This window comes from Streptomyces sp. NPDC055099 (assembly GCF_053607685.1).
In genome coordinates, this window is sequence record NZ_JBSGUA010000009.1 from 83,358 (window position 1) to 105,438 (window position 22,081).

22 protein-coding genes are annotated in these 22,081 nt (G+C 68.6%); 6 read left to right on the forward strand and 16 right to left on the reverse strand.

Annotation, left to right across the window (positions count from 1 at the left end):
* Positions 1 to 143: 143 nt before the first annotated feature.
* The 4 genes from ACWFRU_RS22555 to ACWFRU_RS22570 form a co-directional block, all read right to left on the reverse strand.
* Positions 144 to 2,615 carry an ATP-binding protein gene (locus tag ACWFRU_RS22555; RefSeq protein WP_453689611.1) on the reverse strand — a complete coding sequence of 824 codons (2,472 nt, stop codon included), beginning with the start codon at positions 2,613 to 2,615 and terminating at the stop codon, positions 144 to 146.
* A 214-nt stretch (positions 2,616 to 2,829) separates the two neighbouring features.
* The gene (locus ACWFRU_RS22560) at positions 2,830 to 3,153 is read right to left on the reverse strand and encodes an STAS domain-containing protein (protein WP_160507247.1); all 324 of its coding nucleotides are present in this window, start codon (positions 3,151 to 3,153) and stop codon (positions 2,830 to 2,832) included.
* A 163-nt stretch (positions 3,154 to 3,316) separates the two neighbouring features.
* The gene (locus tag ACWFRU_RS22565) at positions 3,317 to 4,165 is read right to left on the reverse strand and encodes a 3-hydroxyacyl-CoA dehydrogenase family protein (protein WP_361049968.1); all 849 of its coding nucleotides are present in this window, start codon (positions 4,163 to 4,165) and stop codon (positions 3,317 to 3,319) included.
* 203 nt (positions 4,166 to 4,368) lie between these two features.
* Complete coding sequence (locus ACWFRU_RS22570; RefSeq protein WP_453689613.1) at positions 4,369 to 5,010, reverse strand: TetR/AcrR family transcriptional regulator; 642 nt, start codon at positions 5,008 to 5,010, stop codon at positions 4,369 to 4,371.
* A 101-nt stretch (positions 5,011 to 5,111) separates the two neighbouring features.
* Here ACWFRU_RS22570 and ACWFRU_RS22575 point away from each other — a divergent pair, with 101 nt between their 5' ends.
* Genes ACWFRU_RS22575 through ACWFRU_RS22585 form a run of 3 tightly spaced genes read left to right on the forward strand, consistent with a single transcriptional unit; the run spans position 5,112 to position 7,270 of the window.
* Positions 5,112 to 5,894, forward strand: a complete 783-nt coding sequence (locus tag ACWFRU_RS22575) for an ABC transporter ATP-binding protein (RefSeq protein ID WP_453689615.1) — start codon at positions 5,112 to 5,114, stop codon at positions 5,892 to 5,894.
* A 34-nt stretch (positions 5,895 to 5,928) separates the two neighbouring features.
* Positions 5,929 to 6,684, forward strand: coding sequence for an ABC transporter permease (locus ACWFRU_RS22580; protein WP_453689617.1), 756 nt, complete (start codon positions 5,929 to 5,931; stop codon positions 6,682 to 6,684).
* Between the two features lie 13 nt (positions 6,685 to 6,697).
* Positions 6,698 to 7,270 (forward strand): cob(I)yrinic acid a,c-diamide adenosyltransferase, encoded by a 573-nt coding sequence (locus ACWFRU_RS22585; RefSeq protein ID WP_453689619.1) that lies wholly within the window; start codon positions 6,698 to 6,700, stop codon positions 7,268 to 7,270.
* On the opposite strand, the gene ACWFRU_RS22590 is transcribed toward ACWFRU_RS22585, so the two are convergent.
* Entirely contained in the window at positions 7,267 to 7,842 is a 576-nt protein-coding gene (locus ACWFRU_RS22590; protein WP_453689621.1) for a hypothetical protein, read from the reverse strand. The genes ACWFRU_RS22585 and ACWFRU_RS22590 overlap by 4 nt on opposite strands.
* 153 nt (positions 7,843 to 7,995) lie before the next feature.
* Here ACWFRU_RS22590 and ACWFRU_RS22595 point away from each other — a divergent pair, with 153 nt between their 5' ends.
* From ACWFRU_RS22595 to ACWFRU_RS22605, 3 genes are all read left to right on the forward strand, one after another.
* On the forward strand, positions 7,996 to 9,186 hold the full coding sequence (locus ACWFRU_RS22595) for a sensor histidine kinase (RefSeq protein ID WP_453689623.1): 1,191 nt from the start codon (positions 7,996 to 7,998) through the stop codon (positions 9,184 to 9,186).
* Positions 9,183 to 9,839, forward strand: coding sequence for a response regulator (locus ACWFRU_RS22600; protein ID WP_453689625.1), 657 nt, complete (start codon positions 9,183 to 9,185; stop codon positions 9,837 to 9,839). Before ACWFRU_RS22595 ends, ACWFRU_RS22600 begins: the two co-directional genes overlap by 4 nt.
* A 192-nt stretch (positions 9,840 to 10,031) precedes the next feature.
* The gene (locus ACWFRU_RS22605) at positions 10,032 to 11,867 is read left to right on the forward strand and encodes a glycosyl hydrolase family 18 protein (protein ID WP_453689982.1); all 1,836 of its coding nucleotides are present in this window, start codon (positions 10,032 to 10,034) and stop codon (positions 11,865 to 11,867) included.
* A 125-nt stretch (positions 11,868 to 11,992) separates the two neighbouring features.
* Here ACWFRU_RS22605 and ACWFRU_RS22610 read toward each other — a convergent pair whose 3' ends face one another.
* The 11 genes from ACWFRU_RS22610 to ACWFRU_RS22660 form a co-directional block, all read right to left on the reverse strand.
* The gene (locus tag ACWFRU_RS22610; protein WP_453689626.1) at positions 11,993 to 12,442 is read right to left on the reverse strand and encodes a DUF2550 domain-containing protein; all 450 of its coding nucleotides are present in this window, start codon (positions 12,440 to 12,442) and stop codon (positions 11,993 to 11,995) included.
* A gap of 130 nt (positions 12,443 to 12,572) precedes the next feature.
* On the reverse strand, positions 12,573 to 12,947 hold the full coding sequence (locus ACWFRU_RS22615; protein ID WP_453689627.1) for a F0F1 ATP synthase subunit epsilon: 375 nt from the start codon (positions 12,945 to 12,947) through the stop codon (positions 12,573 to 12,575).
* Positions 12,948 to 13,056: 109 nt separating this feature from the next.
* Positions 13,057 to 14,499 carry a F0F1 ATP synthase subunit beta gene (gene atpD, locus ACWFRU_RS22620; RefSeq protein ID WP_453689629.1) on the reverse strand — a complete coding sequence of 481 codons (1,443 nt, stop codon included), beginning with the start codon at positions 14,497 to 14,499 and terminating at the stop codon, positions 13,057 to 13,059.
* Positions 14,499 to 15,416, reverse strand: coding sequence for a F0F1 ATP synthase subunit gamma (locus ACWFRU_RS22625; protein ID WP_453689631.1), 918 nt, complete (start codon positions 15,414 to 15,416; stop codon positions 14,499 to 14,501). Before ACWFRU_RS22625 ends, atpD begins: the two co-directional genes overlap by 1 nt.
* A 20-nt stretch (positions 15,417 to 15,436) precedes the next feature.
* Positions 15,437 to 17,035 (reverse strand): F0F1 ATP synthase subunit alpha, encoded by a 1,599-nt coding sequence (gene atpA / locus ACWFRU_RS22630; RefSeq protein WP_363209292.1) that lies wholly within the window; start codon positions 17,033 to 17,035, stop codon positions 15,437 to 15,439.
* Between the two features lie 127 nt (positions 17,036 to 17,162).
* A complete protein-coding gene (locus ACWFRU_RS22635) occupies positions 17,163 to 17,984 on the reverse strand; it encodes a F0F1 ATP synthase subunit delta (protein ID WP_453689633.1) in 822 nt (273 codons plus the stop codon).
* Positions 17,981 to 18,535 carry a F0F1 ATP synthase subunit B gene (locus tag ACWFRU_RS22640; RefSeq protein ID WP_365820563.1) on the reverse strand — a complete coding sequence of 185 codons (555 nt, stop codon included), beginning with the start codon at positions 18,533 to 18,535 and terminating at the stop codon, positions 17,981 to 17,983. The genes ACWFRU_RS22635 and ACWFRU_RS22640 overlap by 4 nt, the downstream gene beginning before the upstream one ends.
* 41 nt (positions 18,536 to 18,576) lie before the next feature.
* Positions 18,577 to 18,822 carry an ATP synthase F0 subunit C gene (atpE, locus tag ACWFRU_RS22645; RefSeq protein WP_453452208.1) on the reverse strand — a complete coding sequence of 82 codons (246 nt, stop codon included), beginning with the start codon at positions 18,820 to 18,822 and terminating at the stop codon, positions 18,577 to 18,579.
* A gap of 73 nt (positions 18,823 to 18,895) precedes the next feature.
* Positions 18,896 to 19,666, reverse strand: a complete 771-nt coding sequence (gene atpB, locus ACWFRU_RS22650) for a F0F1 ATP synthase subunit A (RefSeq protein ID WP_453689983.1) — start codon at positions 19,664 to 19,666, stop codon at positions 18,896 to 18,898.
* A 276-nt stretch (positions 19,667 to 19,942) separates the two neighbouring features.
* Positions 19,943 to 20,380 (reverse strand): hypothetical protein, encoded by a 438-nt coding sequence (locus ACWFRU_RS22655; RefSeq protein WP_453689635.1) that lies wholly within the window; start codon positions 20,378 to 20,380, stop codon positions 19,943 to 19,945.
* 260 nt (positions 20,381 to 20,640) lie between these two features.
* Positions 20,641 to 21,963: an MraY family glycosyltransferase gene (locus ACWFRU_RS22660; RefSeq protein ID WP_453689636.1), complete on the reverse strand. Its 1,323-nt coding sequence runs from the start codon at positions 21,961 to 21,963 to the stop codon at positions 20,641 to 20,643.
* Positions 21,964 to 22,081: the final 118 nt, after the last annotated feature.

Genomic DNA, 22,081 nt, shown 5'->3' on the forward strand with positions numbered 1-22,081 from the left:
ACCCCTATTTTTTTTTGTGTCGGGTGGTCTGTTTTTTTTTTTACCTCACTTTTTTGTGGTTTTTTTCTCGTACCGTGGGGGGGCGGGGGGCGGGGCCCCCCCCCCCCCCTCTTCGTACGACTTCGAACGACTTCGTACGCGTGTCAGATCGTCGACGCCGGGTCGCTGCTCACGGTTCCGCTCGCCGAGTCCGACGTGTCCGGGGACGACGGCGGGTCCGGCGTCGGGTCCGTGCTCGGCGGCGTGGTGGTCGGCGGCGGGGTCGTCGGCGGCTTGGTCGTGGGCGGCTTCGTGGTCGGCGGCTTGGTCGTCGGCGGCTTCGTCGTGGGCGGCTTGGTGGTCGGCTTGTCCGTGGGCTTGTCGGACGGCTTGTCCGAGGTGTCGTCGGACGGCTTGCCGCTGTCGCTCGGCTTGTCCGACGGGTCGCCGCTCTCGCTCGGGGTGCCGTCGTCGGCGGTGCCCGGGATGTTGTCGGGGCCGTCGCTGTCCGGGCGGCTCGTCGAGTCCTTGGCCGGCTTGTCGGCGGTCAGGCCGTCGTCGTCCTGGTCCTCGCTCGCCGACTGCTCGGTCTTGACCTTGTCCGGCGGGTTGTCGTTCCCGTCCGACGTCGCGCCGAGGGTCACGACCGTGCCGAGCACCGCGGCGAGGAGGGCTCCCGCGCCCGCCGCCACGAGGTTGCGCCGGGTGCCGTTGACGATGGAGCGCCGGGTCGGAGCCGGGCCCGATCCCACCGCGGGCGAGGCGTTGCGGGTGACCAGGGTCTCGGGCTCGGGAGGCGGTGTGGGCAGCGCGAACGCCGCCGGTACGCCGCCGGGGGGCGACGCCGATTCGTCGTGGCGCGCGTCGGGCATCTCTTCGCCCGCAGCCGGGCTCGCGCCCGGGATCAGGCCGCCCGAGCGGTCGGCGACCAGGGCGAGGGCCCTGCGGCCCGCGATCATGCCCCGCTTGTCGGCGAGCGCGCCGCGCAGGCCGACGGAGGCCTCCAGCTCGACGCGGGCCCGGTCGAGCTGTCCGCCGCAGAGCGCGAGGATGCCGAGCTCATGGTGGAAGTACGCCTCTTCGGCGACCTCGCCCGCGGTCCGTGCGGCCTCCTGGCCCGCGCGCAGGGCACGCTCCCAGGCGCCCCAGTCGAGCCCTCCCGCGAAGGCGGGCGCGACCGTACGGGCGAGCAGCACCGCGGCGCTCTCCTCGCCGCCGGCCGGAGCCCCCGACGCGGACTGCCCCGCCACCAGGACGCCGAGCGCCGCGAGCACGGCGTCCGCCTCGGCGACGACCCGCTCCGGGCCGACCGAGGGGTGCCCGGCCCACCAGGCGTAGTGCTGGGCGGCGCCCTGTGCGCGCTCGGCGGTGTCGTCCGCGTACCCGGCGGCCTCCAGTTGCGTACGCACTCCGGCGGCGAGCCGGTAGTGCGAGCCGACGGGGGTGACGAGCGCGGTGGAGACCAGCTCGGCGAGGGCCGCGTCCGCGTGGGTGTCCCCCACGAGAGCGGGCAGATGCGCCTGGTGCGGCAGTTCCCCGCCGAGCGCGACGGCGAACCGCAGTGTGGTGCGCGCCGACGGGCTCAGGCGGGAGGCGAGCAGCACCGCGGGCGCCGCGCCGTCGGCGAGCGAGGGCAGCGGCACGTCGTGGCTCTCGGCGTCGAAGGGCGCGTCGACCGGTCCCTCGGCGTAGTAGCCGTACTCGTCGAAGGCGTTCGGGTCGGCGCGCAGCTGGTCGCGCTGGCGCAGCAGGGCGCCCGCCTGGACGAAGCGCAGGGGCAGCCCCTCCGACTCGAACCAGAGGTCGCCCGCCCAGCTCGCCTCGTCGTCCGTCAGGACGCGGCCGACGGCGCGCTCCAGGAGTTCCAGGCCGCCGCTGCGGCCGAGGCCGCCGAGGAAGACCTCTTCGAGGTGCGAGTCGGGCGACGGCGCCGCGACGTCGGGGGTCGCGGAGATCAGGAAGGCGCACTCGGGAGTGGCGTCGAGGAGCTCTTCCAGGGCCGCGGCGCCGAACTCCAGGTCGTCCAGGACGACGACGGCGCCGATGTCGTGGACGAGTTCGAGCAGCAGGGCGCGGTCGGGGCGGTGCAGCGGGGCGTTGTAGACCGTGGCGAAGAGGTCGTGGAGCAGGTCCGCGGGCGTCTTGTGGGCCCCGGAGAGCCGTACGACGCCGTCCGGGGCGAGGTCCGCGCAGTCTTCCGCGACGGCGTTCAGGAGCGACGTGCGCCCCGAGCCCGCGGGGCCGGTGAGGCGCACCGAGCGCCCGCGTGCGAGGAGGCGCACGAGCCGCTCGCGCTCCTCCTGGCGCTCCAGGAGCGGCAGCCGGGGCAGTGCGGGTCCCGGCGGCACGGGCGGCGCCGAGGCGCGGCGCACCTCGGCGCGCTCGGCCGCGGTGCGCTTGACGGGGCGTGCGGGCAGCTCGCCGGGCGGGCAGGGTTCGATCTCGCTGCCGTCGACCGGGTTCACGGTGAGCAGGAAGTCGCCCGAGACGAGCTGCACGGTGCGGGCGAGCGCGGGCGCGGGCTGTCCGAAGTCTGGTGTCAGAGGATCACGCGGTGGACGCACGGGACGCGCCGAATCGTCGTCGTTGATGCCGTCATGGCCGTACTCTTCCGGTCCCCGGTTCATCGGGTCCATGGTCAAAGCCCCCCAGATGCGTGGTGTACACAGCCCCCTCCGGCCTTGTGCACACTGCGCTGTCGCTTCTGGTCCGGTGCCCCCGCTCGGGCGTCTGTCTCGTCATGACGGTGGGCGACCGAACCCTAGACCTTCGCTCAGTATCTATGAACGGGCGGGGTACCGCGCCGTCCGAGACGTCACAGCTTCGTGAGGATTGTGCGCGAGACGTGCCTCACACACGGGGAAGTGATTCGACCCCGATGCCGCCTTCGATGGCAAGGATTCTGTGCAGCCGGGTCGCCACGAGCAGGCGCTGCATCTGCGGCGGCACACTGCGGAGCACGAGCCGGCGTCCACACCGTCCCGCGCGCCGGTGCGCGCCCATGATGACGCCGAGTCCCGTGGCGTCCCACGAGTCGAGTTCGGACAGGTCGAGCACCAGGTCACCGGCTCCGTCGTCGACGGCCGAGTGCAGGACCGTTCGGGCGTCCGCCGCGCTGCGTACGTCGAGGCGTCCCCCGACGACCAGCTGGGCCTGGTCGCCCCTGATGTGCATATGCGCTCCCCGAGAGTGCTGAGTTTCGTGTGACGTCTGTTCCGTACGGCGTCTGCGTATGTCACTGCAACTGACTGCCGCATGGGCAAGGAAGTTGCCGTCTGTAAGCGAACCGATACCGAATTCACTCCGAGGGGTGACCCCGCGGAGGAGTAAACAGACGTCAGTGCTTGTAGAAGCCCTGCCCGCTCTTGCGTCCGATGTCACCGGCGTCAACCATCCGGCGCATCAGCTCGGGCGGCGCGAACTTCTCGTCCTGGGACTCCGTGTAGATGTTGCTCGTGGCGTGCAGCAGGATGTCGACGCCCGTCAGGTCGGCGGTCGCGAGCGGTCCCATGGCGTGCCCGAAGCCGAGCTTGCACGCGATGTCGATGTCCTCGGCGGTGGCGACGCCCGACTCGTAGAGCTTGGCGGCCTCGACGACGAGCGCCGAGATCAGACGGGTCGTCACGAACCCCGCGACGTCCCGGTTCACGACGATGCAGGTCTTGCCGACGGACTCGGCGAACTCACGCGTACGGGCGAGGGTTTCGTCGCTGGTCTTGTAGCCGCGCACCAGCTCGCACAGCTGCATCATCGGCACCGGCGAGAAGAAGTGGGCGCCCACGACGCGTTCCGGACGCTCCGTCACGGCCGCGATCTTCGTGATCGGGATGGCAGAGGTGTTCGACGCGAGCACGGCGTCCTCGCGCACGATCTTGTCGAGCGTGCGGAAGATCTCGTGCTTGACCTCGAGCTTCTCGAAGACGGCCTCGACGACGATGTCCGCGTCGGCGACGGCGTCCATGTCGGTGCTCGTCGTGATGCGCCCGAGCGCCGCCTCGGCGTCCTCGGCGGCGAGCTTGCCCTTGCTCACGAACTTGTCGTACGACGCCTTGATCCCGTCGGTGCCACGGGTCAGGGCCTCATCGGTGACATCCCGCAGGACGACGTCCCAGCCCGCCTGGGCGGAGACCTGTGCGATGCCGGACCCCATGAGTCCGGCTCCGATGACGGCGAGCTTCCGTGCCACTGTTACGACTCCCCTACCGCTTATCACGCCTGGCTTACACGCTGTTTACGCAAGCCCTTCCGGCGGACATTAGCGGTCGCGAGCGCGACTGTGGCCGCGAAGTAACGCGCGTCACGCCCGCCCGTCACCCGACCACCACCCCTCAACGAGGCCCTTCGGCCCAAAGTGCCCATCTTCAATGACGGACATCACACTGGTACGCCTCATTCGGCGTCGCGCACCGCGTAGTTGAGGACCTTCTCGCCGAGCAGGTCCTCCATCTCGTCGAGCAGCACGAGGGCCTCACGGGACACTTCAGCGGGTTTGCGGCACTTGGTCATCTCGTCACCGATCCACGCCATGAGCGTCCCGTGGACCCACGAGAGCTGACCCGCGATCAGGCCGGGCATCGGGTCGTCGTCGGCGGCCCTCATCTCCTCGGCGAGGGTCTTCTTGAGGTGGTCGAGCGCCTCCTGCTGGATCTCCCAGAGCCGCGAGCGCAGGCCGTGGGCCTCGGTGATGACCTTCATGAAGTCGGCCCAGCCCGTGAACAGACCGATGGAGGGCGACACGCCCTCCACGTCCGAGCGCAGCTCGCGCAGGACGGCGGCGGCAGCGGACTCCCCCACGCGACGGCCGCGTACGTACCCGGAGAGCCGGTCGACGACGGCCTCGCCCCGGTCGAGGAAGAGGTCCTCCTTGACCGGGAAGTAGTTGTAGACGGTGTTCACCGAGACGTCAGCGGCCTGGGCGACGTCCGCGACGGTCACCGTGACGAAGCCGTGCTCCAGGAAGAGCCCCGTCGCGATGTCGGAGATCCGCTGCTTCGTCTGCCGCTTCTTGCGCTCCCTGAGTCCTTCAGCCATGACCTCACCCTACGGCCACTGGCTAGGGCGACTGAAAAGTTGGGCCGTCGCAAAACTTGGTGTGATTGCAAAATTCAAGCGACTCTGTTTTTGTGGTCGCCATGGCAATCATCAGCACGGCCGGGCTCGCCCAGACCTTCCGGACCAAGCGCGGCACCGTCGAAGCCGTGCGCGGCATCGACCTGACCGTCGCCCCCGGCGAGATCCTCGGCTTCCTCGGACCGAACGGCGCGGGCAAGACGACGACGCTGCGCATGCTCACCACGCTCCTCGCCCCCACCGGCGGCGCCGCCACCGTCGCGGGCCGCGACCTGGCCCGCGACCCGGCCGCCGTACGGCGCAGGATCGGGTACGTGGCGCAGTCCGGCGGCGTCGACCTGAACATCTCCGTACGCGAGGAACTGGTCACCCAGGGGCGCCTCTACCGCCTCACCAAGCCCCAAGCCGTCACCCGCGCGCAGGAGTTGGCCGCGGACCTGGACCTCACCGACCTCCTGGACCGCAAGTGCGCGACCCTCTCCGGCGGCCAGCGGCGGCGCCTCGACATCGCCATGGGGCTCATGCACCGGCCCGAGGTGCTCTTCCTCGACGAGCCGACCACGGGGCTCGACCCCGGCAGCAGGGCCGACCTGTGGGCGCTGGTGCGGCGGCTGCGCGACGAGCACGGCACCACGGTCGTCCTGACCACGCACTACCTCGACGAGGCCGACGCCCTCTGCGACCGCCTCGTCGTCATCGACAAGGGCGTCGTGGTCGCCGAAGGCACACCGAGCGCGCTCAAGCTCCGGTACGGGGGCTCCATCGACGCCTCGCTCCAGGACACGTTCCTCGCCGTCACCGGGCGCGACCTCACCCCCAAGGACACGGCGCCGGTCGCCGTCTGAATCCCCGGAATTTCAAGGCCCCAAGGACCTCACCATGTCTGCGTTTCTCTCCGACACCGCGCTGATCTTCGGGCGGTACGCCCGCCAGACCCTGCGCTCCAAGTTCCAGATCCTCTTCGGCGTCCTGATGCCGCTGCTCTACCTGCTCTTCTTCGGCCCGCTCCTGACCGACCTGCCGCTCGGCTCGCGCGGTGACTCCTGGCAGGTGCTCGTGCCGGGCCTGCTGCTTCAACTCGGCCTGTTCGGCGCCTCGTACAGCGGATTCGCGATCATCATCGAGAAGCAGTTCGGCGTGGTGGAGCGGATGCGGGTGACGCCGGTCAGCCGGCTCGCGCTGCTGCTGGGGCGGGTCCTTCGCGACGCCGCGCTCTTCGTCTTCCAGGCAGTGCTGCTGGTTCTGGCGGCCGTGGCCATGGGGCTGCGGGCGCCGCTCGCCGGCATCCTGATCGGCTTCGCCTTCGTGGGGATCCTGACGGTCGTCCTCGCGTCGCTGTCGTACGCGCTCGCGCTGCTCGTCTCCAAGCCGCACGAGTTCGGCCCCGTGATCAACGCGGTCAGCATGCCCTCGATGCTGCTCTCCGGTCTGATGCTGCCGATGGCGCTCGCGCCGGGCTGGCTGGACGTGCTCTCGCACTTCATGCCGTTCCGCTATCTCGTGGACGCGGTGCGGGCCGGCTACGTGGGCGATTACGCGAGCACGGCGATGCTGTACGGCGTCCTGACGGCGGCGGCGCTCGCGCTCGGGTCCGTGACGGTCGGCACACGTGTCTTCCGGAAGGCGGGCGCGTAACTAGGCTGGCCCCATGGTCAATCTGACGCGCATCTACACCAGGACCGGCGACAAGGGCACGACGGCCCTCGGCGACATGAGCCGGACCGCCAAGACCGATCCTCGGATCTCGGCGTACGCCGATACTAACGAGGCCAACGCCGCGATCGGCACGGCGATCGCCCTCGGTCAGCTCGACGAAGAGGTCGTGAAGGTCCTGGTCCGGGTCCAGAACGACCTCTTCGACGTGGGCGCCGACCTTTCGACGCCGGTCGCCGAGAACCCGGAGTACCCGCCGCTGCGCGTCGAGCAGTACTACGTCGACAAGCTGGAGGCGGACTGCGACCGCTTCAACGGGGAGCTGGAGAAGCTGCGCAGCTTCATCCTGCCGGGGGGCACGCCGGGCGCGGCGCTGCTGCACCAGGCGTGCACCGTCGTGCGGCGGGCCGAGCGGTCGACGTGGGCGGCCTTCGAGGTCCACGGCAAAGCCATGAACCCCCTGACCGCCACGTATCTGAACCGCCTCTCCGACCTGCTCTTCATCCTGGCCCGCACGGCGAACAAGGACATCGGCGACGTGCTGTGGGTGCCGGGCGGCGAGCGTTAGAGCTTGCTGAGGGAGCTCGGGCGGTCGTCCTTCGCGGACTCCACCGCCGGTGACTTCTTCGGGAACAGCGTGTACGACCCCGCGATGATCACGTTGATCCCGATCACCCAGAGCATGCGCACCTGCCATCCCCGCAGCGACTCGGTGTTGCCCTCGTCCACGTACCAGATCGCGCCCTGGAGCAGAGCCATGGCGATCAGGGCCGCGGCGATCCACCGCGCGGCGATCTTCCACTCGTGGATCGCGCGGCGGACGCCGTATTTCGGGGTGCTGGGCGGCGGGCCGCCCGCGAAGCGGTGGGCGACGCGGACGTCCACCCACTTGATCGTGTAGTGGCCCAGCGCGATGGAGTAGCCGATGTAGACGGCGGCCAGGCCGTGCTTCCAGTCCGGCTCCGCGCCGTTCTTCAGGTCGATCGCGGTGACGACGAAGAGGACGACCTCAAGGACCGGCTCGCAGAGCAGTACGGCGATGCTCGCGCGCGGCATCTTCGCCGCGTAGCGCAGGGCGAGGCCGGCGGCCAGCAGTACCCAGAATCCGACCTCACAGATGATGATCAGCGTGACGATCACGGTTCGCTCCTCTCGGTCACCCTTCCAGGCTCCCCGCGGACCGGCCGCGGATCATCGTCGGCAATGACGAAGCGGGACTGCATCCTTCGATGTAGCGCGCGGTTCCTCCCTCAGGATCAGGCATGGCCACCCCGTGCCGTGTTGGATGGACACATGGCCCTGTCCCTCCCTCGCCCGCACCGCGTCGACGTACAGATCGCCGTGGGCAGCGTGCTCGCCGGGCTCGCGCTGTGGGGGCTCGGGCTGCCGATGCAGACGGACCGGCTGCTCGGCCTCAACTGGTCGCTGATCCCGCTCTTCGTCCTGGGCGGAGTCGAGCTGCTGCGCCAGAGCATGCCGCGGACCGCCTTGATCATCGCCACCCTCGCGCTGACCTTCGACCAGTTCACGGCGGGCAACCTCGCGTCGGTCCTGATGTTCACGGACATCATGTACGCGGCCGTCGTGTACGGGACACCGGCCTCGGCCCGCCGCATCCCGCTCACCACGGGTGCGATCACGGTGGTGCTCACGGTCGGCTTGCTCGCGTGGTGGCAGGAGCCGGAAGCGGTGCTCATCGGCGTGGCGAGCGGCATCGTCTCGTTCGGTCCCGCGGCCACCGGCGTCCTGGTGCGCAACCACCGTGAGGCCACCGCTGCGGCCAAGCTGCGGGCCGAACAGACCGCGCTGCTCGCCGAGATGGACCGCGTACAGGCCATCACCGCCGAACGCGCACGGATGGCCCGCGAGCTGCACGACATGGTCGCCAACCACCTCTCGGCGATCGCCATCCACTCCACGGCCGCGCTCTCCCTCGACGACCCGAAGACCACCCGCGACGCCCTCGCCGTCATCCGCGAGAACAGCGTCGAGGGCCTGGCCGAGATGCGCCGCCTCATCGGCATCCTGCGGGACGCCGGCGACGACCTGGAGCCGACGGTCGCGCCCACCCTGGACGGCCTCGGCTCCCTGATCGCGGGCGCCCGCACCAATGGTCTGGACGTCACCCTCGACGACGGTCGCGAGCCGGAGGGCCCCAAGCTCCCCGCCCCCGTCGAACTCGCCGCGTACCGCATCGTGCAGGAGTCTTTGACCAACGCCCTCAAGCACGCCTCGCCCGGCCTGGTCACGGTGACCCTCACCCAGGGCCCCCGCTCCCTCGACGTCCAGGTGACCAGCCCTTACGACTCCCCCGCCGGACCCCGCGCCCCCGGCTCCGGAGCCGGTCTCGTCGGCATGCGCGAACGCACCGAACTGCTCGGCGGCACCTTCGAGTCGGGCCCCGTCGCCACCGCGGACGGCAAGGTCTGGGACGTCCGTGCCACCCTTCCCGTCGACCCCGCAGACCAAGGAGCCACCCCATGATCCGAGTGCTCGTCGCCGAGGACCAGTCCGCCGTACGGGCGGGACTCGTCCTGATCCTGCGCAGCGCGCCGGACATCGAGGTGGTCGGCGAGGCGTCGGACGGCGAGGAGGCGGTGGCGCTCGCCCGTGAACTGAGGCCCGATCTGGTGCTCATGGACATCCAGATGCCGCGCCTCGACGGGGTCTCGGCGACCCGCCAGGTCGTCGCCGACGGTCTCGCGGACGTGCTCGTCCTGACCACCTTCGACCTCGACGAGTACGTCTTCGGCGCACTGCGGGCGGGCGCCTCCGGCTTCCTCCTGAAGAACACCGAGGCCAAGGACCTCCTGGAGGCGGTCCGCGCGGTCGGCCGCGGCGAAGGGCTGATCGCCCCGGCCGTCACCCGGCGGCTGATCGCCGAGTTCGCCGCCCCGAAAACGATGAAGCCCGTGCGCCGCGAGAACGGGCCCGATCCCGCCATCCTCGACACCCTCACCCGCCGCGAGCGCGAGGTGCTCGCGTGTCTGGGCGAAGGCCTCTCGAACGCGGAGATCGCGGGCCGCCTGGACATGGCGGAGGCGACGGTGAAGACGCACGTCAGCCGACTGCTCGCCAAGCTGGAGCTGCGCAGCAGGGTCCAAGCCGCCGTACTCGCGCAGGAGTTGGGTGTATGAGCCCGGCTCCGGTGCGCCCGACCGGCGCGATCCGGCCAATGGTTCAGACCTCTTGACCGCTGGTCCAGACCTTTCTATTCTCACCGCACTGCGGTGAGCACTCCCCCCACGTGTTCCACGTGCTCACGGGCGGCGCAGGGATCCACCCCCTATGACCCCCGGATCTCACCCGAGGAGCACACCTTGCGCACCTTGCGCTTCAGACACAGAGCCGTGGCAGGCCTCACCACCCTGCTGCTCCCGCTCGCCACCCTGGTCGCACTCGGCGGTCCCGCCGAAGCCGCGCCGGAAGCCGCCCCCGCGGCCACCGCCACGTACGCCAAGACCCAGGACTGGGGCAGCGGCTTCGAGGGCAAGTGGACCGTCAAGAACACCGGCACCACCACCATCAGCTCCTGGAACGTCGAGTGGGACTTCCCCACCGGCACGAAGGTGACCTCCGCCTGGGACGCCACCGTCACCAACTCCGGCAACCACTGGACCGCCAAGAACCTCGGCTGGAACGGGACGCTCGCCCCCGGCGCCTCCGTCTCCTTCGGGTTCAACGGCTCGGGCTCCGGCTCCCCCTCCAACTGCACGCTCAACGGCGCCAGTTGTGACGGCGGCAGCGTCCCCGGCGACGAGGCGCCCTCGGCACCCGGCACCCCCACCGCGTCCGACATCACCGACACCTCGGTGAAGCTCGCCTGGAAGGCGGCCACCGACGACAAGGGAGTCAAGAACTACGACGTCCTGCGCGACGGCTCCAAGGTCGCCACGGTGACCGGCACCTCGTACGCCGACAGCGGCCTCAGCAAGGGCACCGACTACTCGTACACGGTCCAGGCCCGCGACACCGCCGACCAGACGGGACCGGCCTCCGGCGCCGTCAAGGTGCGCACGACCGGCACCACCGACCCGGGTCCAGGGCCCGGTGACAAGGTCAAGCTCGGTTACTTCACCCAGTGGGGCGTCTACGGCCGCAACTACCACGTGAAGAACATCGACACCTCGGCCTCCGCCTCCAAGATCACGCACATCAACTACGCCTTCGGCAACGTCCAGGGCGGCAAGTGCACGATCGGCGACGCCTACGCCGACTACGACAAGGCCTACACCGCCGACCAGTCCGTCGACGGCAAGGCCGACACCTGGGACCAGCCCCTGCGCGGCAACTTCAACCAGCTGCGCAAGCTCAAGGCCAAGCACCCGAACATCAAGGTCCTGTGGTCCTTCGGCGGCTGGACCTGGTCCGGCGGCTTCACCGACGCCATGAAGAACCCGGCGGCCTTCGCCAAGTCCTGCCACGACCTCGTGGAGGACCCGCGCTGGGCCGACGTCTTCGACGGCATCGACCTGGACTGGGAGTACCCCAACGCCTGCGGCCTGACCTGTGACACCAGCGGTCCCGCGTCGATGAAGAACATGATGCAGGCGTTCCGCAACGAGTTCGGCAAGGACGCCCTCGTCACCGCGGCGATCACGGCTGACGCCTCCAGCGGCGGCAAGATCGACGCGGCCGACTACGGCGGCGCCTCGCAGTACGCCGACTGGTTCAACGTCATGACGTACGACTTCTTCGGCGCCTGGGCGGCCAAGGGCCCGACGGCCCCGCACTCGCCGCTCACCTCCTACCCCGGCATCCCGCAGGACGGCTTCAACTCCGCCGACGCGATATCGAAGCTGAAGGCGAAGGGCGTACCCGCCGCCAAGCTCCTGCTCGGCATCGGCTTCTACGGCCGCGGCTGGACCGGCGTCACACAGAAGGAGCCCGGCGGCACGGCGACGGGCGCCGCGCAGGGCACGTACGAGGCGGGCATCGAGGACTACAAGGTCCTGAAGAACTCCTGCCCCGCGAACGGCACCATCGCCGGCACGGCCTACGCCCACTGCGGCAACAACTGGTGGTCCTACGACACCCCGGCCACGGTCAAGAGCAAGATGGCCTGGTCGAAGCAGCAGGGCCTCGGCGGCGCGTTCTTCTGGGAGTTCAGTGGTGACACCACCAACGGTGAGCTCGTGTCTGCCATCAATGACGGTCTGAAGTAGTCCGTCCCGCATAGACGAAGCCGGGGAGAACAGGTACGCCCCCTGTTCTCCCCGGCTTCTTGCTTGTTCTTTTGTCCGCGGGCCGTAGGTGGCTGGTCGCGCAGTTCCTCGCGCCCCTTCGGGCGCTACGCCACGTTGACCCGTTGCCCCGGAGGCGCTGCCTCCAGCCACGCCAGGAACCCCGTCAGCGCGTCCTCGCCCATCGCCAGCTCCAGGCGGACGCCGCGGTGCAGGCAGCCGAGGACGATCGCGTCGGAGAGCAGCGCGAGCTCCTCCTCGCCGTCCGGCGCGCGACGGTCGACGACCTCGATGGCCGAGCGCTCCAGGGTCCGGCGAGGACGGGGAGCGTACGAGAAGACGCGGTACCACTCGATCCGGTCGCCGTTGTAGCGGGCGACCCCGTACCCCCAGCCCTTGCCGGAGGTGTCGCCCTTCTCCGGGGCGTTCCAGCGCAGGCTGCAGTCGAAGGTGCCGCCGGAGCGCTGGATGAGCCGGCGCCGCAGCCCGAAGACGAAGAGCCCCAACAACACCAGCACGACCAACACGAGTCCGCACACGAGCAGAGTGAGGATCATCGGCACCGACCTCCTCGCCTCTACGTAACGGACCAACAGAATTGCACCCGCATTGCCTCAGCCGCGACCCGGTCCGGATTGCTCCGGACCTGGCCGCGGCTGAGTCACGTCAAACGCCGTCGCGCCGGTTTCAGCGCGACGACACCGCCCGCAGTCGGACGTCCGCGCGACGCTCGGCAGAGGCGTCGGCCTCCGCCTTCGCGCGCTCGAGCGCCCGCTCCGCACGCTGGACATCGATCTCGTCCGACAGCTCGACGATCTCAGCAAGCAGTGACAGCTTGTTGTCCGCGAAGGAGACAAATCCTCCGTGGACGGCGGCGACGACAGTGTTGCCGTCACTCGTACGAATGGTCACCGGGCCCGACTCCAGCACACCGAGCAGCGGCTGGTGACCGGGCATGATGCCGATGTCGCCGGACGTGGTGCGCGCGACGACCAGGGTGGCCTCGCCGGACCAGACACTGCGGTCCGCGGCGACCAGCTCGACATGCAGCTCAGCAGCCAAGGGTGGCTCCTCGGGTCACCACCCGGCGGCTTCGCCGGGTGTTGGGTCAAATTCTAGTGGGCGTACCGGGAGGGGCGGGACTCGCCCACCCCTCCCGTGAGTCACGGACTCAGGAGACGCCGAGCTCCTTGGCCTTCGCCTTCAGGTCCTCGATGCCACCGCACATGAAGAACGCCTGCTCGGGGAAGTGGTCGTAGTCGCCGTCGATGATCGCGTTGAACGCCGCGATCGACTCGTCGAGCGGCACGTCCGAACCGTCGAGACCGGTGAACTGCTTGGCGGCGTGCGTGTTCTGCGACAGGAAGCGCTCGACACGACGGGCACGCTGAACGACCAGCTTGTCCTCTTCGCTGAGCTCGTCGATGCCGAGAATCGCGATGATGTCCTGGAGGTCCTTGTACTTCTGCAGGATTCCCTTGACGCGCATGGCGGCGTCGTAGTGGTCCTGCGCGATGTAGCGGGGGTCCAGGATGCGGGACGTCGAGTCCAGCGGGTCCACCGCCGGGTAGATGCCCTTCTCCGAGATCGGACGCGACAGCACGGTCGTCGCGTCGAGGTGCGCGAAGGTCGTGGCCGGGGCCGGGTCGGTGAGGTCGTCCGCGGGGACGTAGATCGCCTGCATCGAGGTGATCGAGTGACCACGCGTCGAGGTGATGCGCTCCTGGAGGAGGCCCATCTCGTCGGCCAGGTTCGGCTGGTAGCCCACCGCGGAGGGCATACGGCCGAGCAGGGTCGAGACCTCGGAACCGGCCTGCGTGAAGCGGAAGATGTTGTCGATGAAGAACAGCACGTCCTGCTTCTGCACATCGCGGAAGTACTCCGCCATGGTCAGACCGGCGAGGGCGACGCGAAGACGCGTGCCCGGCGGCTCGTCCATCTGGCCGAAGACCAGGGCGGTCTTGTCCAGAACGCCCGACTCTTCCATCTCGTCGATGAGGTCGTTGCCCTCACGGGTGCGCTCGCCGACACCGGCGAACACGGAAACGCCCTCGTGCAGCTTGGCCACACGCATGATCATTTCCTGGATGAGGACGGTCTTGCCGACGCCCGCTCCACCGAACAGACCGATCTTTCCACCCTTGACGTACGGGGTGAGAAGGTCGACGACCTTCAGGCCGGTCTCGAACATCTCGGTCTTGGACTCGAGCTGGTCGAAGGCCGGGGCCTTGCGGTGGATCGGCCAGCGCTCGGTGACCTGGGCCTCGGCCTCCGGCTCGTTCAGGATCGCGCCGAGGGTGTTGAACACCTTGCCCTTGGTGATGTCACCGACGGGGACGGTGATGCCCGTGCCCGTGTCGGTCACCGCGGCCTGGCGGACCAGACCGTCGGTGGGCTGCATCGAGATGGCGCGGACGATGCCGTCGCCGAGGTGCTGGGCGACCTCGAGCGTCAGCGTCTTCTTCTCGCCGTCCTTGGCCGGGTCGGCCACCTCGACGTGAAGCGCGTTGTAGATGTCCGGCATCGCGTCGACGGGGAACTCCACGTCGACGACCGGGCCGATCACCCGGGCGACGCGGCCCGTGGCAACGGCCGTATCAACAGTGGTCGTCATTACTTGTCACTCCCCGCGGAAGCGTCGGCCAGGGCACTGGAGCCACCGACGATCTCGCTGATTTCCTGGGTGATTTCGGCCTGGCGGGCCGCGTTGGCAGAACGGGTGAGAGCGTTGATCAGGTCACCCGCGTTGTCGGTCGCCGACTTCATCGCGCGGCGCGTGGCGGCGTGCTTGGAAGCAGCCGACTGGAGCAGCGCGTTGTAGATACGGCTCTCGACGTAGCGCGGCAGAAGGGCGTCGAGGACGTCCTCCGCCGACGGCTCGAAGTCGTACAGCGGACGGGCCTCGTCCGTCTTGCCCGCCTCTTCCGCGACCTTGTCGAGGCTCAGCGGGAGCAGCCGGGAACCGGTCGCCTCCTGCGTCATCATCGAGATGAACTCGGTGTAGACGATGTGGAGTTCATCCACGCCGCCCTCGGCCGTGTCCTTCTCGATGGCCTCGATCAGGGGTGCGGCGATCTCCTTGGCGTCCGCGTAGGAAGGGGCATCGGTGAAGCCCGTCCACTGCCCGGAGATCTTCCGCTCACGGAAGTTGTAGTGCGCGATGCCACGGCGGCCGACGATGTACGTGTCGACCTCCTTGCCCTCGCCCTTCAACTTCTCCGTGAGCTTCTCCGCACCCTTGATGGCGTTGGAGTTGAAGGCGCCGGCCAGACCGCGGTCGCTCGAGAGGAGCAGGACAGCGGCCCGGGTCGGAGCCTCGGCCTCGGTGGTCAGCGGGTGCTTGTCGTTCGCACCCGTGGCCACCGCGGTGACCGCGCGGGTCAGCTCGGTCGCGTACGGAGTGGAGGCGGTCACCTTGCGCTGTGCCTTGACGACACGCGAGGCGGCGATCATCTCCATCGCCTTGGTGATCTTCTTGGTCGCGGTGACGGATTTGATGCGACGCTTGTAGACCCGGAGCTGGGCTCCCATGAGTCAGGTCCCTTCCGTCGTCACTTGGACGCGTCGACGGCGGCCGGAGCGTCCTCGCCGAGCAGCTTGCCGTCCGAGGTCTCGAACTGCTTCTTGAACTCGGCGACGGCGTCGGCGATGGCCGTGATCGTGTCGTCGGACATCTTGCCGCCCTCCTTGATGGAGGTCATCAGGCCCTGCTCCTTGCGGTGCAGGTACTCGAGCAGCTCACGCTCGAAGCGCCGGATGTCGACGACCGGGACCTCGTCCATGCGGCCCGTGGTGCCGGCCCAGATGGAGATGACCTGGTCCTCGGTGGCCATCGGCTGGTACTGAGCCTGCTTGAGCAGCTCGACCATCCGCTGACCGCGCTCGAGGGAGGCCTTCGACGCGGCGTCCAGGTCGGAACCGAAGGCGGCGAACGCCTCCAGCTCGCGGTACTGGGCGAGGTCCACGCGCAGACGGCCGGAGACCTGGCGGATCGCCTTGTGCTGGGCGGAGCCACCGACACGGGAGACCGAGATACCGACGTTCAGGGCCGGACGCTGACCGGCGTTGAACAGGTCGGACTCCAGGAAGCACTGACCGTCGGTGATGGAGATGACGTTGGTCGGAATGAACGCCGACACGTCGTTCGCCTTGGTCTCGACGATCGGGAGACCCGTCATCGAGCCCTTGCCCATCTCGTCCGAGAGCTTCGCGCAGCGCTCGAGCAGACGCGAGTGCAGGTAGAAGACGTCACCCGGGTAGGCCTCGCGCCCCGGCGGGCGACGGAGCAGCAGGGACACGGCGCGGTAGGCGTCGGCCTGCTTCGAGAGGTCGTCGAAGATGATGAGGACGTGCTTGCCCTCGTACATCCACTGCTGGCCGATGGCCGAACCGGTGTAGGGCGCCAGGTACTTGAAGCCCGCCGGGTCGGACGCCGGGGCGGCGACGATGGTCGTGTACTCAAGCGCGCCGGCCTCTTCGAGGGCACCGCGCACGGAGGCGATGGTGGAGCCCTTCTGACCGACGGCGACGTAGATGCAGCGCACCTGCTTGTTCACGTCGCCCGAGCGCCAGTTGTCGCGCTGGTTGATGATCGTGTCGACGGCCAGGGCGGTCTTGCCCGTCTGGCGGTCGCCGATGATCAGCTGACGCTGGCCACGGCCGATCGGGGTCATGGCGTCGACGGCCTTGTAGCCGGTCTCCATCGGCTCGTGGACCGACTTGCGGTCCATGACCGTGGGGGCCTGCAGCTCGAGGGCGCGGCGGCCGGACGTCTCGATCTCGCCGAGGCCGTCGATCGGGGCGCCGAGCGGGTCGACGACACGGCCGAGGTAGCCCTCGCCGACCGCGACGGACAGGACCTCGCCGGTACGGGTGACCGGCTGGCCCTCTTCGATGCCGCTGAACTCGCCGAGGACGACGGCGCCGATCTCGCGCTCCTCAAGGTTGAGGGCGAGACCGAGGGTGCCGTCCTCGAACTTCAGCAGCTCGTTGGCCATGGCCGAGGGGAGGCCCTCGACCTTCGCGATACCGTCACCGGCAACGGTGACCGAACCGACCTCCTCGCGCGAGGCCGCGTCCGGCTTGTACGCCTGGACAAAGTTCTCCAGTGCGTCCCGGATCTCCTCCGGCCGGATCGTGAGCTCCGCCATCTGGGTTCCCTGCTCTCCTTGTTGGGCCCGAAGTTTCACTTTGGGGGTCTGGGGACTCCCCCCAAGTAAGAGGTGAATCCTCTGCACGGCCCAACTAGGGCCGTAATTACAACGTCTTGCGTTACTGCTAGCGCGCCATGCGGCGGTGTGCGTCCTCGAGGCGGTCCGCGATGCTGCCGTTGATGATCTCGTCGCCGACCTGCACCGTGATCCCGCCGAGGACCGCGGGGTCCACGTCGAGGTTCAGGTGCATCTGGCGGCCGTAGACCTTCGCGAGGGCGGCACCGAGGCGCTGCTTCTGCTGGTCCGAGAGCGGCACAGCGGAAGTGACGACGGCGACCATCCGGTTGCGGCGGTCCGCGGCCAGCTTGGAGAGGGACTCGAGTCCCGACTCCAGGCTACGTCCACGGGGCGCGGTCACGAGGCGCTCGACGAGCCGCTCCGTGACCTCGTTGGCCCGGCCACCGAGCAGGCTGCGCAGCAGCTCGCTCTTGGCGGCACCCGAGGCGGCGCGGTCGGTCAGCGCGGACCGGAGCCCGGTGTTCGAGGAGACGATCCGGCCGAACCGGAACAGCTCGTCCTCGACGTCGTCCAGCGCGCCCGCCTTCTGCGCACCGGTCAGCTCGGCGAGGTTGGTGAGCTCCTCAAGGGCGTCCACCAGGTCACGCGACTGCGACCAGCGCGAGCGGACCAGGCCGGCCACCAGGTCGGCGGTCTCGCCGCCCACCTGCCCGCCGAGCAGCCGCCCGGCGAGCTCCGCCTTGGCCTCACCGGACTGCGACGGGTCGGTCAGGACCCGGCGCAGCGACACCTCGCGGTGCAGCAGCGCCGTGACCGAGGCCAGCTCGTCCGCGAGCTGCCGTACGTTCACCGAGGTGTTGTCGGTCAGCGCGTCGAGACGCTCTCGCGCGGCCGCGAGGGCCTCGCGGCTGGCTCCGTGCGCTGTCATCGAGCCGCCTCGGCCTTCTCCTCGAGCTCGTCGAGGAAACGGTCGATGGTGCGGCTCTGCCGGGCGGAGTCCTCGAGGGACTCACCGACGAGCTTGCCGGCCAGGTCGGTGGCCAGCTGGCCCACGTCCTGACGCAGCGACTGCGCGGCGGCCTTGCGGTCGGCGGCGAGCTGCGCGTGACCGGCGGCCACGATCTCCTCGCGCTGACGCTGGCCTTCGGCACGCATCTCAGCGATGAGCTGGGCGCCCTGCTCCTGCGCCTCCTGGCGCAGACGCGCGGCCTCGTGCCGTGCCTCGGCGAGCTGAGCCTTGTACTGCTCGAGCACGCTCTGGGCCTCGGTCTGAGCGGCCTCGGCCTTCTCGATACCGCCTTCGATCGCCTCCCGGCGCTCGTCCAGAACCTTGTTGATGTTCGGGAGGAGCTTCTTCCAGAAGAAGAAGAAGACGATGGCGAAGGCGATGGTGCCCACGAGCAGCTCGGGGCCCGGCGGAATGAGCGGGTTCTGCTCCTCCGCGTGCTCGGCCGCCAGCTGTACCAGGTTGGCGATCACATCATTGCCTTTCGTCGAACGGGGCTAATCGTCTTTGGCGATCAGGAGCCGTAGACGAACGGCATGACGATGCCGATGAGGGCGAGCGCCTCACAGAAGGCGAAACCAAGGATCTGGTTGGCACGGATCAGACCAGCGGCTTCGGGCTGACGGGCCAGGGCCTCGGTGCCCTTACCGAAGACGATGCCAACACCGATGCCGGGGCCGATCGCGGCGAGACCGTAACCGATGGAGCCGAGGGCCTTGAGGTCACCGGAGACGGCGGCGAGTTCGAGAGTCGCGGACATGCCGTTACTTCCTTCTCTTTCATGGACCGGTGGGGGTTGGCCACCGGGCGCTTAGGGGGACTTGCGGAGGGGCTCAGTGGTGCTCGGCGAGAGCGCCCTGAATGTACGAGCAGGCAAGCAGCACGAAGACGTACGCCTGAACGGCCTGCACGAAGAGCTCGAAGAGGATCATGGCCATGGTCATCACGAACGAGACACCGGCGGCCGGGATCATCCAGCTGTTCAGCAGGTACCAGGAGGCGACGGTGAACATCACCAGCATCAGGTGACCGGCGAACATGTTGGCGAAGAGTCGCACCGCGTGCGTGAAGGGACGCACAAGCAGGTTCGAGAAGAACTCGATGAACGACACGAGCCACTTGATCGGGCCCAGCGAGTTGTCGTAGCCGGTGATGTTCTTCCAGCCACCGACGAAGCCGTGCTTCTTGAAGGTGAGCGGCACCCAGATGAAGTACACGATGAGCGCGAGGACCACGGGGTACGCGAAGATCGAGGACACCGGGAACTGGGTCAGCGGAATGACCGACCAGATGTTCATGATCCAGATGAAGAAGAACAGCGAGACCATGAGGGGGACGAACTTCTCGCCGTCCTTCTTGCCCATCGTCTCGTAGACGATCCCGCGGCGCACGAAGTCGTATCCGGCCTCGGCTGCCATCTGCAGCTTGCCGGGGACGACCTTCGCCTTGCCGAAGGCGGCGTAGAAGAAGGTGACGACGACAAGCGTGGTCAGCAGGGCGAGCAGCATGACCTTGTTGAACTCGAACCCGCCGACCTCGAAGATCGGCTTGAAGAGGAACGAGTGCAGGCCCGGAGCCGGGAAGCCACAGCCGTTGTCGGACATGATCCGACAGCTCCAGTCAAAGGCGAGCTCAGTTTGGTCAGCACTCACCGCGGGCTCCTTCGGCGTGACGCATAGGTACGGCAACCTCGTTGTCGTGTCGGCGCGGCGCGCAGCCGCGATTCGGCACCAGACTGGTGTTTCGGATGTGGGCGCGGCGTTCAGGCATCGAGCCTCGCGATCGTGCAGGCGTCAGCTCAGATGCCCGCGCCGGCAGTGCCGCAGTTGGCACCGGACGATAGCAGCATCTCGAACGCGCATTTATCCCGGCCCTACCCTTCACGTCGAGGACCCCGACTTCTCCGGCTTGTCGTTCTGCGCGGAGTCGGGTTCAACGTAAAGGATCTTGGCCTTCATGTGCGCACGAGCCTGCGAGGCCATCCACACGACGGTCGCCACGACGAGCGCGGCGGCGAAGGCCTTCGGATTGAAGAGCGTGGTGTCCTTGAACAGGCCCATGAAGATGAGGAGCAGCAGAAGTTGGGCGACGTAGAGCATCATGCCCATCGCCTGAAACAACTGCGGAAGCGATTTCGCCGTCCGCTGCAGGACGAACATTCCGAGCCCCATGAAGGCGATGACCACCGCGGTGCCGATGACAGCCCCGAGAGCCCCCTTGCCACCCGCGACCACACCACTCACCAACGCGACGATCGCGCCGACGGCAGCAGTGGGCACGGCGGACTGCAGGAGAGTTCGGGTGTCTTGAGACGGCATGGCGGCGCTCCGCTTACTGATGGGGGCAGGGTGTCGTCATGGACGAGCGTAGTCCGGGGTCGAGAGTGTCCCTCGGGCCAATGGACCGTCGCACTACGGTCCTTCGGCTCTATCCCCTGGTTTCGTGAACGGTATCACAAACTATTTGATGAGGTCTTTACCTGCTAGGTGTGCTCGCCGTCACACATGAGAGTTAATCCGCGCGTATGTGCACGCGGCGCGGCAACTTGTCTGGTATTGGGCGAGTTTGCCGACCGCCGTCAACTCGACGACTCGGCCTTGTGCCGGTCCTCGAAGTGTGAGCGGGTGCCGACGGCCGTCGCTCCGTTGACGCCGGACCCGACCGGAGGACGATCGTCCGCGGCCTCGTCCGTTGCGTCTGTCCCGTCCGCCGCGGCGTCCGTCGCGGCTCCCCTGCGCCGCCGGTAACGCGGCGGCACGAAGGACTCCGCCCAGCGCGGGATGTGCGGCCTGAACCTCGGCAGCATCAGCAGTACGAGGCCCACCGCGCTCAGGGCGACGATGACGAGCAGGATCCACATGCTGGCCGAGTGGACCGAGTACGCCACCGTGCCGAAGCCGATCAGCGCCGACCAGAAGTACATGATCAGCACCGCGCGGCTGTGGGAGTGGCCGATCTCGAGGAGACGGTGGTGCAGGTGGCCGCGGTCGGCGGCGAACGGCGACTTGCCGTTCCACGTGCGCCGCACGATCGCGAGGACCAGGTCGGCGAACGGGATCGCGATGATCGTCAGCGGCATCAGGAGCGGGATGAAGACCGGGAGCATCGCGTGGGTGGCGTCGCGGGTGCCCCCGAAGTTCAGGCTCAGGGCGTCGCCGTCGATCTGACCCGTGGCGGAGATCGCGCCCGCCGCGAGCACCAGGCCGATCAGCATCGAGCCGGAGTCCCCCATGAAGATGCGGGCGGGATGGAGGTTGTGCGGCAGGAAGCCCAGGCACATGCCCATCAGGATCGCGGCGAAGAGCGTGGCGGGGGCCGCGGCCTCGATGCCGTAGCCGTACCAGATGCGGTAGGCGTAGAGGAAGAACGCCGTGGCCGCGATGCAGACCATGCCCGCGGCGAGGCCGTCGAGGCCGTCCACGAAGTTCACGGCGTTGATGGTGATGACGACGAGCGCGACCGTCAGGAGCGTGCCCTGGCCCTGGTCGAGGAGCACCATGCCGTAACCCGGGACCGGGATCCACAGGATCGTCAGGCCCTGGAGGACCATGACACCGGCGGCGATCATCTGGCCGCCCAGCTTGATCAGGGCGTCGATCTCGAACTTGTCGTCGAGGACACCGATCAGCCAGATCAGCGCGGCGCCGGAGAGCAGCGCGCGCGGTTCGTTGGACCGCTCGAAGACGTCGTTGAGATTCGGCAGGTGGTCGGCGACGAGGAGTCCGGCGCACAACCCGAAGAACATCGCGATACCGCCGAGCCGGGGCGTGGGCTCCCGGTGCACGTCGCGGGCGCGGATCTCCGGCATGGCGCCGGCCACGATCGCGAACTTCCGCACCGGGCCGGTCAGCAGGTAAGTCACCGCGGCCGTGATGCAGAGCGTCAGCAGGTATTCACGCACGGGCTTCCCCACAGGTATCGCTGGCCATCTCAGCCCCACACCCTAGCTCTGCGTGCATATGGTCGGGGACTACCGGGTAGCGACGATGGTTGCACGAGTACGCGCCTTCCCCTGACGC